The sequence below is a fragment of the Empedobacter sp. UBA7611 genome, from assembly GCF_002484365.1.
GTDB classification, from domain to species: domain Bacteria; phylum Bacteroidota; class Bacteroidia; order Flavobacteriales; family Weeksellaceae; genus Empedobacter; species Empedobacter falsenii_B.
In genome coordinates this window covers 18,957-34,539 of the sequence record NZ_DLJR01000057.1, presented here as the reverse complement: position 1 = coordinate 34,539, position 15,583 = coordinate 18,957, and the positions used below count along the sequence as shown (strand labels likewise).

The following is a 15,583-nucleotide window of genomic DNA, read 5'->3' as shown; positions in this document are numbered from 1 at the left end:
TTGAATAATGGTTTAAGGAACTGGAACAACATTAAGAATATTGTCGATAATTTCTTCTGGCGTAACATTTTCTGCTTCTGCTTCGTAGCTAATTCCGATACGGTGACGCAACACATCTTTTGCCATTGCACGCACATCATCTGGAATAACATAAGCGCGTTTGCGTAAAAATGCATACACTTTAGAAGCTTGTGCCAAATTGATCGATCCACGAGGCGAAGAACCAAACGAAATCATTGGAACCAATTTTTCTAATCCAACTTTTTCGGGAAAACGAGTCGCGAAAATAATATCCAAAATATATTTTTCAATTTTTTCGTCCATGTAAACTTGTTTCACCATTTCGCGCGCATCCAACAATTCTTGTATAGAGATTACTTTCTCAATTTTTGGAAATGATTGATTAATCGAATTTCTCAAGATCAAACGTTCTGCTTCAAATTCCGGATAAGTAATTACAGTTTTCAACATAAAACGGTCAACTTGCGCTTCTGGCAAAGGATAAGTTCCTTCTTGTTCCACTGGATTTTGAGTTGCCAAAACCAAGAAAGGTTTTTGTAACGGATACGTTTCATCACCAATTGTTACTTGACGCTCTTGCATTGCTTCTAACAAGGCAGATTGTACTTTTGCAGGCGAACGGTTAATCTCATCAGCTAAAACAAAATTGGCGAATATTGGTCCTTTTTTGATTCTAAAATCGTTTTCTTTTACATTGTAAATAAGTGTTCCCACAACATCGGCAGGTAACAAATCTGGTGTAAATTGTATACGAGAAAAAGATCCATCAACAGCATCAGATAATGTTTTAATCGCCAATGTTTTTGCTAATCCAGGAACACCTTCTAATAAAACGTGTCCATTTCCAAGTAATCCGATTAATAGACTTTCAATCATTTTTTCTTGTCCAATAATCGCTTTATTGATTTCCGATGTCAACCTTGCAATGCTTTCGCTTTTTGCTTCTATTTGTTGGTTTAGTTGTTGTATATCCAAAATTTCGTTGAAATTAATGTTTATATTATTGATTCAAATTTCCTCTAAAATTAACAAATACAATTGATTTAGAAATTAAAACTTTCATACAATATTGTTAAACTTTGTTAAGACAAAAGTAGTGTACCAAACGATTTGATTATTATTTTCAGGAAAATTTTTCCAAGACTTACAAACTATTTATAAACAATAAACGTTTCTAAATAATATTTCTTTAAATCATTATACAATAACTATTTAAAGAATATTTATATTTTTACTGAAAAACAATACTGTATGAAGAATTATTTACTGATGATTTGCTTTATGACAAGCATTTTAACTTTTGCTCAAAAGATTCAGGTTGTATCTGGAAACACTGATTTTTTAAAAGATCAAAAAGAAATTAATGTTCAACTATTATTTGATGATGTTAAATTTTATGATGAAAATAAAACTGAAACTGAATATTTAGAGAAACGTGAAAAAGATGTTTTAAATAATCCGAAAAGAGGAGAAAATTATTGGAAACAATGGCTTGCAGATTGGAATGAAAATAGAAATGTTACTTTTTTGGATAAATTTATAAAAGGAACTACTAAATCTAAAAAATTAAATTTTGTAAAAAATCCAGCTGCAAAATATACTTTGATTATCAATTCTGAATGGATTTATCCTGGTTATCATGCTGGTATAGCTATTGAACCAGCAAAACTAAGCACAACTTTAAATTTTGTTGAAACTGCAAATCCTTCTAACATTTTACTTTCTATAAAATCGGATAAAGTAAAAGGAACTTCGGGTAAAAATGATTTTGTTATGGAATACGGTCGAATTGCTTCTGCTTACGAATCAACTGGAAAATTATTAGGAAAAGAATTGAAATAATTTTTCAAAAAAATACATCAAAATCCATTCGATAAAGAATGGATTTTTTTATTCAATAAATTTGACAACTTTGTTAAAAAATTTAATAAATCCTTGATTTCACCGATACTTAACACTCGTTTACCTCAATATTTTTGACGTCTTTTTTTTGTGTTGCAACTTTGTTTCAAGAAAAATGAAAAGAATATAATTCTAACATTTAGTTGTAAACAAAAACATAGATTATGAAAAAAGCATTTTTATTAGCAAGTATAATGATGGTTATGGCAGTTTCTGCTCAACAAAGACCACAACAAGGTGAACGATCTGGAAATAGAAAAGAGCAAAGAGAACGCCCAACTGTAGATCAACAATTAAAAAAATTTGATCAATATAATTTGAGTTCTACTCAAAAGAAAAAAGTAAAATCGTTGTTAGAAAGTAGAGATTCTGACATGAAAAAAGAATTTGCGAACAGAGACAAAAATTCTACTCAAAAAGGAGAAAGAGGTTCTCGACCAGAAAAAGGTACAAACGATTTTGATATTAAATTAGAGAAAATTTTAGACAAAAATCAGTTCAATCAATACAAACAAGATCGTGAAAAACGTATGAAATCTGATAAATTTAGTATGCACAAAAAACGTGATGCAAAAGGAAATAGACCTTCGTCTAAATGTGCATAAAATCATAAAAAATAGGGTTAACCTATAAATTTTGATGGTTAACCTCTATTAATTTAAATTTTGAAAGAATATTTTAAAATTTGTATGAGTTTTAAAATTATTATTGAATAGCACAATGTGTTATTTTATTTCATAAGTAAGTTTTTTTAAAGTAGTTTTTAAAATTCATTTTCATTCAATTATCAAGTGAAAAGCGAGCTAAATCGGCTCGCTTTTCTTTTTTTATTCTTCTGGCATTGCTTGCCATTTTTTATAAAGATTAATGATGAAATAAAAACTTATTAAATATAAAATTGGATTGATGTAAAGAAAAATTTTTGCAAATTCTTGTAACATCAATAATTCTTTATTTGTTTGTCTAAACTCATAAATATTCATATGTTTATTTGCTTCATATAACATTTCTTCACGCAAATCTGTGTAAAAACTAAGCATCACAATTCCAATAAAAATATTGGTCGCAACAAACCAATTAAGATTAACACCTGTCAAAACTTTATATTTTTTGGAACGTAAGCCAATTAGTGTAATCACTATAAATGCAATGTAAAAAACAAATAAAATAATATAAGGTGTGAATTGTGTATAACCAATACTCGCATCGATAGAAATTCCGAAAACGCTTCCTAAAATTGCCAAAATTCCTGCGCCAATTAATGAAATTAACCAAACTTTGAACGAACTAAATCTGAATGTAATGATAAGAACGGTAATAACTAAAGCGATTAGTAAATAATACTGAATATGTTCTAACCAAGTGGAACTATATTTCGAAAACTCAATATTTTCATACACTTTGTTTAAACTTGATTGGTTGATATAATCATTCAGTTTTTTATCTACAGTTTGATAAGGATCAATATAATTCAATTTATGATCAATGAAATAATATGGATATTGAGGCAAATAATCAATCCAATTTTTATGTTTGAACTGATAACCAATTTCTTGCTTTTTTAATAAATCGGTATAATTATTCAATAAATTTTCAATTACTTTTCGATCATTTTTTTGCAACAAAGCAATCCATTGTTCATCATAAAATTGATGATTTAAAGTAGAATCTTTCGGATTGTTAAAAACCAAAAAACTATAATTATACAAACTTGCTAAGTTGTAATAAACATCTGGTTTTCCAGCAGAATTTAATGATACTGCAGCAGAATCGACAACAGCATAAGTTGAATCTACAGCTGCTGTAGTAGGATAGTCCATTTCTTCTTGAAATGAATCTGTAGATGAATTATTCTTTTTTAGAGGTTGATACGTTTGATTAAAATTAATTTTAGAATAACTAAATCGCTCCGGAAAATAATCTCTTAATAAGGTTTCAAATTCAGGATTTCTGAAATACGGATCCAAAAAAGCATCATATGAGTATGTTGGATTTTTTCTTAAATATTCTCTCTTATTTTTTTCATATAATTCTCTTGTTTCTTTTTCCAAAACCAACGAATCAAAAGCTGGAACAGACAAATTTCTCGAATAATTATCGTATCCAAAATTTGGTTGCAACGTAAAACCTTGCGTTCTATTTATAATATCGATATCTTTCAAATATTGTTCTTCGCTCATATAATTTGAAACACGTAATTTAAGACCAGTTTTGAACGAATTTGGTACATAAAACATCAAAAATATAATGACGAAAACGGCTAAAAATTCTTTGAACAAATAATTTCTTGAGGTAGGGTAATTTGATTTGAAACGATTATTTTTTATATAGAAATACAACCAAATAACGCCGATAATGACACCAATTAATAGATAATAAATTGCAATTCCTGAGTTGAAAAACACTTCATAAAGTCCAGTTTCTTGCAGTTGAGATTTTTTAGTAAAAAACAAAAAACCATTGATAAATGCAATCAAGTTGAAAACTAAAACCGTCAACAAAATCCAAATAAATTTCAGATTCCAAATCAATGGATATTTGGTAATTAAAGTTTGATTTATTTTTTTGAACATAGTTGGTGGTTTTAATTGACAAAAAAGCGACGACTTGATTTCGAAATATCTCGAATGTATTTTACTTTCAATAATGATTTTCCGATTTCGGACAAAATCATATTCATCGAAATTTCATCATCAAAATATGCGATATATGATCCTCCATTGAATTTTATCTGTTTAATTTCGATGTTAGATAAAGCTGTTAATAACTCTTCTTTTGTGTTTTCCACATCAATTTCAACAATCGTAAAATCACCTTCCAAATCATTTGTATCTCCTTCTATTTTAAGCTTTCCTTGCTCTAAAAAGAGAACTTCTGTCGATACTTTTTCAACTTCGTACAATTGTTGAGAACTCAAAATAACACCAAAAGGATTGCGAATAGATTGCGATAAAAATTTCAAATCTTCGAGAATAATTTGTTGCGCCAAAATATCCAAATTCGCCAAAGGTTCGTCTAATAACAAGACTTTTGGACGACGCAATAACGTTCGCGCCAACTCGAATCGCATTTTATAACCAGACGACAATTGTCGCCATTGCAAATCCTTGTAAGGCCAAAGCCCCAAACGCGCCAACATAACATTCGCTAATAACCAATTTTCTTCGTTGTAAATATCATAACATGTCAAGGTAAATTGCAGATTTTCCATCAACGAACCATATAAAACTTCTATTCGTTGCGGCACATAAACTAATTTTGTTTTCAGCTCGAAACTAAATGTTTTTGCTTTAGAAAAATGATAAATTATTTCGCCAGAAGTTGGTTTCAATTCACCACAAATTAAACGTAATAAAGTCGTTTTTCCATTTCCATTTTCTCCAACTAATCCAACAACTTCTCGTGATTTCAAATCAAAAGTAATGGGATGAAGTTTAAAATTTCGACGATGATAAACTTTTTCAACATTGTTGGTTGATATCAATGTTTCTTCTTTTTGAAAGGGCGGAGGAGGAGCTTGTTTCAACTTTTCCACCAATTGTAAAGCTTGCGTTGTTTTATTTTCGTTCGTAGAATTCTCGTTGTAATAAAGATTCGAATAGGAGATAATCTCTTTGTAAAAAGATTTCTCACCCAAATCCAACACACAATCAATTAATCGACGATAACCCAAATCGAGATCATTGTGCTGCAAATGATTTTCTACTTCGTTTAGTCGTTGGTTAAATTCATTCATAGATTGATTATTAAATCATTACGAATATAACAATCCTTTTCTATAAATAAAATGGCTAATTGTAGGGAGATTTCAGTTTCAACAATTTTTAATAAACTATCTTAATTACTTTTTAATTCATTATTTATAAATGTTTTATAATTAACAATTTTAACTTTATTAAATCAATTTAGTTCTAAATTCATCATTATTCACAAGTTTTAATAAAGTCTATTCATAACTTCTTAATTAATTTATTTTGAATAGTTTACTATTAACAATATGAGTAATTAATCAAGCTGTAAACATTCTTTTTATAACTCAGTTGAAAAGCAGTTAATTTATTAAATAACAAGTGATTACTATTAACAATTTTAGAATCATTGAGATTCCTCCTAACGTCGGAATGGCAGAAAATTTAATGCTAAAAAAAATGTCATTCTAAACGAAACCACAGTAAAGTGAAGAACCTAATCATTAAGATGAGAAGTTGAAATAAATTCAACTCAACAATTAAGACAAAAAAAGTCGAGCAAATGCTCGACTTAATTTTTCTACTATTTTAAGTATTTTTTTCCCTTTCTTATTTTAAAATTGCGGCAACTCCTGGTAATTCTTTACCTTCCAACGATTCTAACATTGCGCCACCTCCTGTAGAAACGTAGCTTACTTTGTCATCGTAACCAAATTGTTTTACGAAAGCAACAGAATCTCCTCCACCAACAAGTGAAAAAGCGCCGTTTGCCGTAGCTTCAGCAATTGCATCACCTAAAGCAATAGTTCCTTTTGCAAAATTTGGCATTTCAAAAACACCTAAAGGACCATTCCAAAGAATTGTTTTCGAATTGTTAATTACATCTGCAAAAACTTTTGAAGATTCTACACCAACATCCATTCCCATCCATCCATCAGGAATTTCATCTGAAGGAACTGTTTGTGTATTTGCATCATTACTAAAATTATCAGCGATTACATTGTCAACTGGTAAATAAACTTTTACATTATGTTTTTCACATTCAGCCAAAATTTCTTTCGCTAAATCTAATTTATCATCTTCTACCAACGAATTTCCGATTTTTCCGCCATTTGCTTTCACAAATGTATACGTCATTCCACCACCAATAATCAAGTTATCAATAACTGGTAAAATATTGTTGATAATCGTAATTTTAGAAGATACTTTAGCACCTCCAAGTACCGCTGTTACAGGTTTTTCTCCGTCTGATAACACTTTGTTAATAGCTGTTAATTCTTGTTCCATTAACAAACCAAAACATTTATTTTCTGGAAAAAATTCGGCAATAATTGCAGTCGAAGCATGTGCGCGGTGTGCTGTTCCGAAAGCGTCATTCACATAAATATCTCCAAATTGAGCCAATGCTTTAGCAAAATCTTTATCTCCAGCTTCTTCCTCATTATGGAAACGAACATTCTCCAATAATAAAACTTGGCCTGATTTTAGATTACTAACTTTTTGTTTCGCATCATCGCCAATAACATCATTCGCAACGATCACATCAACACCAAGAATTTCTGAAACTTTTGATGCAATATGTTTTAATGAATATTTATCATTGAATTCGCCTTTAGGACGTCCCAAATGACTCATTAATACAACAGCGCCACCATCTTTCAATATTTTGTCAATCGTTGGTTTTGCAGCTCTAATACGTGTATCATCTGTCACATTTAAATTTTCGTCTTGCGGAACATTGAAGTCAACACGAATCAATGCTTTCTTGTTTTCGAAATTGTAGTCGTTGATTGTTTTCATATTTTGATTTGAAATTTTGAACTACACAAAAGTAATCAAACTTTCATTTTGAGACTTAAAATCATTCAATACAATTTTCAACTATTAACAATTCATAATAATATATATAGTTTAATTAATTTTTAAATTTTAAAAAAAGAAAAAAATGTTACTATTATTAGCACTGTTAATATGTGGATAACTAAAGTGAGATAAATTTTATTTAATAGCAATTAACAAGCTATTATTTGTAATTTTGTTTTGTAATGAAAGAGTTAGATATTCTATCAACAATTTATCATTTTGGTTGATAAACAACTTTTGTTAAAAAGAAGTTTTGTGAAAACTATTCATAACGGTGTGTAAATCTTTTATGCCAAAATGAAAACTTTTGCTTGACTTGTATTGATTTATTTCTAATTGATTTTTTGAATCAGATTTCCAAATTTTTCTCTCGAAAAGTTATTAGTTTTATTCAATCATCTTTTAACAAGTTGTTACTTTTACTTAACATTTGATTTACAATTATTTAAACAAAAACAACAAAAACACCTGTTAATTAAATGAAAATTGCAATCGGAGCGGACCATGCTGGGTTCGATTATAAGGAGAAATTAGTACCCTTTTTAACAAGTCAAGGATTTGAGGTTGAGGATTTTGGTACGTTCTCAACAGCGAGTGTTGATTACCCTGATTTTGCACACCCAACGGCACAAGCTGTGGAAGATGGAAAAGCAGATTTCGGAATTTTGATTTGTGGTAGTGCGCAAGGCGTTACAATGACTGCAAATAAACACCAAGGAATTCGTGCTGCATTATGTTGGATGATGGATATTGCCAAGTTAGCTCGTCAACACAATAATGCAAATGTGTTAACTTTACCTGCACGCTTTATTGCGTATGAATATGCAGAAGAAATTGTGAATACATTTTTAGCAACAGAATTTGAAGGTGGTCGTCACCAAGGACGCGTAGATAAAATTGCTTGTTCATACAACGGATAATTTTATACATCTATTATAAGATATAAAATCGGTCAATTCGTTAGAGTTTACCGATTTTTATTTTAAAAATTAAATTTAAAACTATTATAAAGTTTAAATAGTTAAGTATAAACAATATTTTATATTTAAAATTAAATATTTTTAAACCAATTTAAGTCAATAGTATATTTATTGATTTTAGCTGTTCTACTTTTACATCAGTTAAAAAAACAAATCATTTAAAGATTAAAAAGATGAGCAGAGCATTATTACGTAGAGAACAAGCAATCTCTTTTGTAAAAGAAGAATTTTCGAAAGGATTACAAAAAGAATTAAACATTATTCCAGTTTCTGGACCATTGGTAGTTTTGGATGGAACAGGTATTAATGATGATTTGAATAGTATCGAAAGACCTGTAAAATTCCCTATAAAATCTTTGAATGATAAAAATGCGGTAGTTGTACATTCTTTGGCAAAATGGAAACGTATTCGTTTGAAAGAATTAGAAATTGAGCCAGGCGAAGGAATTATAACAGATATGCGCGCTTTGCGTCCAGACGAAGATTATTCGCCAATTCACTCTATTTATGTGGATCAATGGGATTGGGAAAAAGTAATTGTGCCGCAAGATCGCCAATTGGATTATCTTTTTTCGACAGTAAAATCGATTTATGAAGTTATTAAAAAAACGGAGCAAAATGTAGAAGCAAAATATCCACAATTGAAAGCTGTTTTACCAGAACAAATTACATTTATTTCGTCTGAAGATTTATTACAGAAATATCCAACTCTTACGCCGAAAGAAAGAGAAAATGCAATTTGTAAAGAATTTGGAGCTGTTTTTATTTACGGAATTGGAGGAGAATTGAGTAATGGAGAATTACACGATGCACGTGCTGCTGATTATGACGATTGGAGTACAGAAAACAGTGCTGGTTTTAGAGGTCTTAATGGTGATATTTTAGTTTGGAACCCTGTTTTAGAATCTGCTTTCGAGTTATCCTCGATGGGAATTCGTGTAGATAAAGAAGCTTTGACCAAACAATTAGAAATTAGAGATTTTTCGGATCGTAAAAATTTATTATTTCACTCGATGTTGTTAGATGACAAGTTAACAGAATCAATTGGAGGTGGAATTGGACAATCGCGTATGTGTATGTTTATGTTGAAGTCTCGACATATTGGTGAAGTACAAGCGAGTATTTGGGACGGAAAAGTAAAAGAAAAATTAAAAGAAGAAAGCATCGAATTATTATAAATGAAAAAGCAGTTTCAAAGTCTTGAAACTGCTTTTTTTGTATCTTATATAGAAATTAACATTGTTTATAACTGTTGATAAAGCTTGTTAATTAGGTTTAATTAAGCAATTTAATAGGTGTAATAATTGTTAACTAAGAAATACGTTCGTTTTTCTTTGCAATAAAACTATCATAGAATTTTTTGAAACCATGATGATTGATTAAATAGAAATATTTAGGAAATAATCGATTCAATTCGTATTGAATTTGTCGAGGAAATTTAGACTTTCTTAAACTGCGATCAATCTGAATTTGCGTTTCTACTGGAGCTGGTTTAACAAGCGATGGAAGAAGGTTGTAAATTCTCAAATCAAATTCCCAAGCATGCTGTAAATCACAATCAATAGGACGTTGAATTGTAGGAAGCGGCGTTTTAATTTTATTTAGAAATTTTTCTGCTGCTTTTCTTGTCCAAATGGCTGCAATTGTTGTGATTGGAATACTCGTTCCACAAGCTGCAATTATATATTTTTGGTCAACATCAGCTATTTTGATATGTTTTCGTTTTCCATTAAACAACTTCAAAACATCCCAATGATCTTTTACTTTTAAATCATTATATTGATTCATTGCTTTTTCTACAGCAGATTTAAAATCATTAACCAAAATAGCATCATCTTCTATAATTAAAGCAAAATCATTTTCAGAAGCCAAAAAAGTTTCTAGCGTTTTCACATGACTCAAATAACAACCAATTTCTCCAGGAACTAAATCGCGGTCATATTTATTTTTTACTTTATAGGTTGACGAATCCAAAGTTTTGGCATCTACAGCAGAAATTCTTTCGTAAGTAATCTCACATTTTTCGAATTCTTTTTGCATCAATTCAAGCCGATCCGTAGCTCGATCAAGGTTAATCAAGTAGGTTTGGTATAATGGTTTAGTTTTCATTCAATTAATTATCAATGCAAAAATAGTTTTTTTGGCTCAATTTTCGCAATAAATCAAAACGTTACAAGTAATCTTATCCTTTCCATAACATAGAATTGGCTGTAAATTGTTATTTTAGAAAAAGGATATATTACCTTTGCAGTGGTTATGTTGTTTATTAACATCTTATTAATAGTTATTAAAAATAATTTGATAATCAAATAATTAAGATGTTTATTTATTAACTATTTTAAAATAAATCTCTAAAAAACAAGAAGAGATTTGACAGAAAACAAATTATGCCAAGAAGAAATTTTAAAAATACAAAGGCGAAAAAAGACAAAAACATAACAAAGTTTACGAAGTCTATCATCGAAGTTTTATTTCAAAATCCGAATAAACCTTTAAATTATAAACAAATTGCAGCAGCTTTAAACCTAACAAATCGAATTGATACAGAATTATTGATTAAGAATTTGAATGTTTTATTAGCTGACAAGAAGATTTCTGAAGTAGAAAGAGGAAAATACAAAATCAATGCAACCAATGATTATATGGTTGGGATTGCGGATTTGACTTCTTCAGGGAGTGCTTATATTATGATTGATGGTCTTGAACAAGATGTCTTTGTACAAAAAGGAAAAACGAGAAATGCCTTAATGGGCGATACGGTTCGCGTATATGTTTATCCAAAAAAACATGCCAATCAATCGAGAGCAGAAGGAGAAATTGTAGAAATTATCGAGCGCAATAAAACTGAATTTACTGGTATTTTCGAGCTAGGAAAGAACGGAAATTTTGGTTTTGTAACGATGCAAAATGGTAATCATGATTTCTTTATTCCGAAAGAGAAAATTAAAAATGCTCAACCAGGAGAAAAAGTTGTGGTTCGATTAACAAATTGGCCAGAAGGATCTAATTCACCATTTGGCGAAATCACGCAAGTTTTGGGTAGTCCAGATGATACGGATGTAGAAATTCATGCGATTTTGTTAGAATACGATTTGCCAGCTCAATTTCCTGAGGAAGTAGAAGAGGAAGCAAATCAGTTGGATACTTCGATAGATGAAGCCGAAGCAGCTCGCCGTAGAGATATGCGAAATGTAACGACATTTACAATCGACCCGAAAGATGCAAAAGATTTTGATGATGCTTTATCTATTCGAAAATTAGAGAACGGAAATTGGGAAATCGGTGTTCACATTGCTGATGTTACGCATTATGTTCGTCCAGGTTCGTTAATCGAGCAAGAAGCATACAAACGTGCAACTTCCGTTTATTTGGTGGATAGAGTAGTGCCAATGTTACCTGAAGTTTTGTCGAATGTTGCATGTTCTTTGCGTCCAAACGAAGATAAATATACGTTTTCGGGAGTTTTTGAAATGGATGATAATGCGAAGATTGTAAAAACATGGTTTGGTCGTACAGTAACGCATTCGGACAGACGTTTTACATATGAAGAAGCACAAGAAATTATCGAAGGAAAAGATGGCGATTTTAAAGATGAAATCCTGACTTTAGATCGCTTAGCAAAAACAATGCGCCAAAAACGTATGAAATATGGAGCAGTTAATTTTGATAAAGTTGAAGTAAAATTTGATTTAGATCAAGCGCATAATCCACAAGGAATTTTCTTCAAAATTTCGAAAGATTCGAATAAATTGATTGAAGAATTCATGCTATTATGTAACAAAAAAGTTTCAGAATTCATTAGTTTAGATAAACATGGAAAAGAGAATGCGAACACTTATATTTATCGTGTTCACGATGATCCAAATCCAGATAAATTATTAGACTTAAAGAATTTTATTCGCCAATTTGGGTATGAATTAGAGATTGGAGATCGTAAAACAACTATCAATTCTATGAATAAGTTGTTAGCAGAAGTGAAAGGAAAACCAGAAGAAAATATGGTTGAAACTTTGGCAATGCGAACAATGGCGAAAGCAAAATATACAACAGAGAATATAGGACATTACGGTTTAGCGTTCGATTACTACACGCATTTTACATCGCCAATTCGTCGTTATCCAGATATGATTGCGCACCGTTTGTTGCAAGATTATTTAGATGGTAAAAAATCTCCTGCAGCGGCTGTTTACGAAGACAAAGCAAAACATTGTTCATCTCGCGAAAAAATTGCTGCAGAAGCAGAACGAGAGTCAATCAAATATATGCAAGTAAAATATATGGAGCAATTTGTTGGCGAAACTTTTGATGCTTTTATTACAGGTGTACAAGATTATGGAATCTTTGTTGAAATTCCAGAAACGCGTTGCGAAGGTTTGATTCGTTCTCGTGCTATGAAAGGTGATCATTTTGTTTTTGACGAAAAAAATCATGCTTTAATAGGTAAACGCACACGTGTTAAATATCAGTTAGGAAGTCCGGTTAGAATCAAAGTTTTAAATGCTGATTTAATCAAGAAGCAATTAGATTTTGAATTAGTTGATGCTTAATTTTCATATTTTAGACTTATCTTGCAGACCTTAATTATGTTATGGAAATAATATTTTCGGCCATACTAATAGGTTTTTTGTTAAGTACAATTCTTATTGGACCTGTATTTTTCTTACTTATTGAAACCAGTTTGCGTAGAAGTTGGAAAACCGCTGTAGTCCTAGATTTGGGAGTTATTGCAGCTGATATTTTGTGTATTGCAGCAGCCTATTACGGAAGTAAAGATTTTACAGATTATGTGACCAATCATCCAAAGTTTTACCGCATTTATATCATTGCAGGTTTCTTTGTATTGATTTACGGAATTTTCATGTATTTCTCTAAACCAAAGCTACATATAGAAGGCGAAGCAGGATTTGTAAGCAACAATTATTTGAGAACGTTTATCAATGGATTCATTATGAATTTGTTGAATATCGGTGTCATTGTTTTTTGGTTTGTAATTGTCTCTTCAATTATGATTCAATATCCAAATCCAAGCGATTTTATGCTGTATATGGGCGTTGTTTTGACCACCTATTTTGTAATAGATTTGGGAAAAATATTTTTGGCAGGAAAACTTCAAAAACGTTTTACCGATCAAAAAGTATTTATGGTACGAAAAGGAGTTGGAATTTGTCTTTTAATCTTTGGATTAATCATTATCCTAAAAGGTTTCGGATTCTTTAAAGAAATCGATCAAAAAATAGAGAATCAGCTCATTAATCAAGAACAAACAAGTTAGAAATATAAACTCCCATCAAATTTTTTGATGGGAGTTTTTTTATTCATATGGTTGAATTAATACTTCTGATGGAATATTAAGTTTCTCGGTTAATTTTCGAATCATACTAAGCGATAATTTTCTTTTCTTATTCAATATTTCGCTTGCTCTACTCTTTAAACCGATTATTTCTGCTAAGTCATTTTGTGAATAACCTAATTGTTCTATTCTAAATTGTACTGCTTCTATTGGATCAGGAAATTCTATAGGAAAATGTTCTTCTTCATATTTTTCAATTAGAATACTTAGAATTTCTAATTCATCACCTTCTTCAGTATTTGGTTCAGCATCAAAAATCATTTCTAAACGTTCTAATGCCAAATCATAATCTTGTTCTGTTTTTATAGGTTTAATATGCATAATTTTAAATTTGATTTGCGTTAATTTTATCGTATTCAGCATGAGTTCCAATAAATCGAATCCACACCATTTGATAAGGAAAATTAATTTTTACAATCAATCGATAATTGTTCCCTTTGATATTAAAACAAACACGATTATTCTCTAATATACTTGCATTGGGATATTCTAATTTTAATTCGTTTAGATTATTCCATTTAGCTTTTTCAACTTCTTGATACCACGCTTTCAATTGCTGTTCACAATCTGAATGTTTAGCCCAAAATTCTCGGAGTATTTTTCTTGCTATAACTCTCAATTAGATTTGTTTATACAAAATTAAATAAAAAATTCCCAAAACGGGAACTTTTGTTTGAATTAATTTTTGAAATTATTTACTTCAAAAGAGATTTTCCAGAATCTTTATAATTCCATGTTTTTACTTTCATCAAATCAGCAATAGTAGAGGCAATTTGATTGAGATAAGTTTGGTTTTGTTTGAAATTTTTAGGATTAATTCTGTTTCCAATCATCAAAATAAAACCTTCGTCCGATCCAGGAATTTCATCATAATGTTCTGACCATTGTCTTCCATTTCCACGTCCGTGATCAGTTGTTACAATAATAGTTGTTTGATCTTTATAGAATGGATCGCTTTGTACATAATTCCATAATTCCTCAATCATTCTATCATTGCGGTTTATTGAAGTAATATATTGATCGTAATCTTCATCATGTCCAAAATCATCAGCTTCTCCATAACCAATAAAAAGTAATTTTGGCTTTTGATTTTTCATCGCTTCTAACGCAAATTCGTGCGTAAAAATATCAAATCTTGTTGCCCACCATTGTTTTGGTGTTTCTAATTGAAAACGTTCGATAAGCAATTCTCGTTCAGATTTGTTTTGATTAAAACTATCTTGATATCCAGCATTTACAAACAATTTAGAACGTTCTTGATTGAAAATATTTGTATACATTCTCCAGCTTCCAAAAGCCATTACTTTATTGTTTAAATTCTTTTGTTGATTTGCAATTTCAAAAACTGAAACATTAGGATTCGGAATATCTTTGTTATTTTTAATTCGCTCATCATCAGCTTTTCCTGTAATAATTTCGTTGTATCCAGGATAAGACCATAATCTTTTGTTGGTCAAATTAACAAAGTTTTGTTCATCACGATTTCCTAAAATAACTCCTTTGTCTTTAATCGTTTTCCACGTAAATGGCATCAATAATTCGCGACGTTTTATAGAATCTTCTGTCCAATATTTTTCATTAGTTTGAACAATAAGTGAGTTGTATTTTTTATCATTTAAAATTGATTTTTCAACTCCTCGGAAAACTTCTTTCCAACGAACACCATCCAGCGTAACCAAAATAACTTTCGGTTCTTGAGCAAATAAAAAATTTGAGAATAAGGCAAGAATAAGAAATGTATACTTCATGTGATTATAATTTCTTATAAAAATAGGAAA

14 protein-coding genes are annotated in these 15,583 nt (G+C 30.2%); 6 read left to right on the top strand and 8 right to left on the bottom strand.

What is annotated here, in order from left to right:
• Positions 1-12: 12 nt before the first annotated feature.
• Positions 13-1,014 carry an AAA family ATPase gene (locus B3R94_RS09860; protein WP_038336178.1) on the bottom strand — a complete coding sequence of 334 codons (1,002 nt, stop codon included), beginning with the start codon at positions 1,012-1,014 and terminating at the stop codon, positions 13-15.
• Between the two features lie 258 nt (positions 1,015-1,272).
• On the opposite strand from B3R94_RS09860, the gene B3R94_RS09855 reads away from it, so the two are divergent.
• A complete protein-coding gene (locus tag B3R94_RS09855) occupies positions 1,273-1,863 on the top strand; it encodes a hypothetical protein (RefSeq protein WP_291100490.1) in 591 nt (196 codons plus the stop codon).
• Positions 1,864-2,087: 224 nt separating this feature from the next.
• A complete protein-coding gene (locus B3R94_RS09850) occupies positions 2,088-2,528 on the top strand; it encodes a hypothetical protein (RefSeq protein WP_125350800.1) in 441 nt (146 codons plus the stop codon).
• A 222-nt stretch (positions 2,529-2,750) separates the two neighbouring features.
• Here the strand turns inward: B3R94_RS09850 and B3R94_RS09845 are convergent, their stop codons facing one another.
• The 3 genes from B3R94_RS09845 to B3R94_RS09835 all read right to left on the bottom strand — a co-directional run bounded on the left by B3R94_RS09845 (position 2,751) and on the right by B3R94_RS09835 (position 7,412).
• Positions 2,751-4,496 (bottom strand): hypothetical protein, encoded by a 1,746-nt coding sequence (locus B3R94_RS09845; RefSeq protein ID WP_291100486.1) that lies wholly within the window; start codon positions 4,494-4,496, stop codon positions 2,751-2,753.
• 11 nt (positions 4,497-4,507) lie between these two features.
• Positions 4,508-5,659 carry an ATP-binding cassette domain-containing protein gene (locus tag B3R94_RS09840; RefSeq protein WP_291100483.1) on the bottom strand — a complete coding sequence of 384 codons (1,152 nt, stop codon included), beginning with the start codon at positions 5,657-5,659 and terminating at the stop codon, positions 4,508-4,510.
• 562 nt (positions 5,660-6,221) lie between these two features.
• Complete coding sequence (locus B3R94_RS09835) at positions 6,222-7,412, bottom strand: phosphoglycerate kinase (RefSeq protein WP_291100481.1); 1,191 nt, start codon at positions 7,410-7,412, stop codon at positions 6,222-6,224.
• 542 nt (positions 7,413-7,954) lie between these two features.
• Here B3R94_RS09835 and rpiB point away from each other — a divergent pair.
• Complete coding sequence (rpiB, locus tag B3R94_RS09830) at positions 7,955-8,395, top strand: ribose 5-phosphate isomerase B (protein ID WP_038336192.1); 441 nt, start codon at positions 7,955-7,957, stop codon at positions 8,393-8,395.
• A 233-nt stretch (positions 8,396-8,628) separates the two neighbouring features.
• Positions 8,629-9,633 carry an aspartate--ammonia ligase gene (gene asnA, locus B3R94_RS09825; protein WP_280050807.1) on the top strand — a complete coding sequence of 335 codons (1,005 nt, stop codon included), beginning with the start codon at positions 8,629-8,631 and terminating at the stop codon, positions 9,631-9,633.
• A gap of 133 nt (positions 9,634-9,766) precedes the next feature.
• Here the strand turns inward: asnA and B3R94_RS09820 are convergent, their stop codons facing one another.
• Entirely contained in the window at positions 9,767-10,564 is a 798-nt protein-coding gene (locus tag B3R94_RS09820; RefSeq protein ID WP_114998610.1) for a glycosyltransferase family 25 protein, read from the bottom strand.
• Positions 10,565-10,842: 278 nt separating this feature from the next.
• Between B3R94_RS09820 and rnr the strand changes: the two genes are divergently transcribed.
• Together rnr and B3R94_RS09810 are read left to right on the top strand one after the other, a co-directional pair.
• On the top strand, positions 10,843-13,002 hold the full coding sequence (gene rnr / locus B3R94_RS09815; protein WP_291071704.1) for a ribonuclease R: 2,160 nt from the start codon (positions 10,843-10,845) through the stop codon (positions 13,000-13,002).
• Positions 13,003-13,043: 41 nt separating this feature from the next.
• The gene (locus B3R94_RS09810) at positions 13,044-13,727 is read left to right on the top strand and encodes a LysE family translocator (RefSeq protein WP_180905536.1); all 684 of its coding nucleotides are present in this window, start codon (positions 13,044-13,046) and stop codon (positions 13,725-13,727) included.
• A gap of 39 nt (positions 13,728-13,766) precedes the next feature.
• Here B3R94_RS09810 and B3R94_RS09805 read toward each other — a convergent pair whose 3' ends face one another.
• The 3 genes from B3R94_RS09805 to B3R94_RS09795 all read right to left on the bottom strand — a co-directional run bounded on the left by B3R94_RS09805 (position 13,767) and on the right by B3R94_RS09795 (position 15,553).
• Positions 13,767-14,126 carry a helix-turn-helix domain-containing protein gene (locus B3R94_RS09805; RefSeq protein WP_038336230.1) on the bottom strand — a complete coding sequence of 120 codons (360 nt, stop codon included), beginning with the start codon at positions 14,124-14,126 and terminating at the stop codon, positions 13,767-13,769.
• A 4-nt stretch (positions 14,127-14,130) separates the two neighbouring features.
• Positions 14,131-14,424, bottom strand: a complete 294-nt coding sequence (locus B3R94_RS09800; RefSeq protein ID WP_038336201.1) for a type II toxin-antitoxin system HigB family toxin — start codon at positions 14,422-14,424, stop codon at positions 14,131-14,133.
• 76 nt (positions 14,425-14,500) lie between these two features.
• Positions 14,501-15,553 (bottom strand): alkaline phosphatase family protein, encoded by a 1,053-nt coding sequence (locus B3R94_RS09795; protein ID WP_291100471.1) that lies wholly within the window; start codon positions 15,551-15,553, stop codon positions 14,501-14,503.
• Positions 15,554-15,583 lie beyond the last annotated feature (30 nt).

Coding starts and splice junctions, on each gene's coding strand:
- B3R94_RS09855 (WP_291100490.1), top strand. CDS start 1,273: ATGAAGAATTATTTACTGATGATTTGCTTTATGACAAGCATTTTAACT.
- B3R94_RS09850 (WP_125350800.1), top strand. CDS start 2,088: ATGAAAAAAGCATTTTTATTAGCAAGTATAATGATGGTTATGGCAGTT.
- B3R94_RS09845 (WP_291100486.1), bottom strand. CDS start 4,496: ATGTTCAAAAAAATAAATCAAACTTTAATTACCAAATATCCATTGATT.
- B3R94_RS09840 (WP_291100483.1), bottom strand. CDS start 5,659: ATGAATGAATTTAACCAACGACTAAACGAAGTAGAAAATCATTTGCAG.
- B3R94_RS09835 (WP_291100481.1), bottom strand. CDS start 7,412: ATGAAAACAATCAACGACTACAATTTCGAAAACAAGAAAGCATTGATT.
- rpiB (WP_038336192.1), top strand. CDS start 7,955: ATGAAAATTGCAATCGGAGCGGACCATGCTGGGTTCGATTATAAGGAG.
- asnA (WP_280050807.1), top strand. CDS start 8,629: ATGAGCAGAGCATTATTACGTAGAGAACAAGCAATCTCTTTTGTAAAA.
- B3R94_RS09820 (WP_114998610.1), bottom strand. CDS start 10,564: ATGAAAACTAAACCATTATACCAAACCTACTTGATTAACCTTGATCGA.
- rnr (WP_291071704.1), top strand. CDS start 10,843: ATGCCAAGAAGAAATTTTAAAAATACAAAGGCGAAAAAAGACAAAAAC.
- B3R94_RS09810 (WP_180905536.1), top strand. CDS start 13,044: ATGGAAATAATATTTTCGGCCATACTAATAGGTTTTTTGTTAAGTACA.
- B3R94_RS09805 (WP_038336230.1), bottom strand. CDS start 14,126: ATGCATATTAAACCTATAAAAACAGAACAAGATTATGATTTGGCATTA.
- B3R94_RS09795 (WP_291100471.1), bottom strand. CDS start 15,553: ATGAAGTATACATTTCTTATTCTTGCCTTATTCTCAAATTTTTTATTT.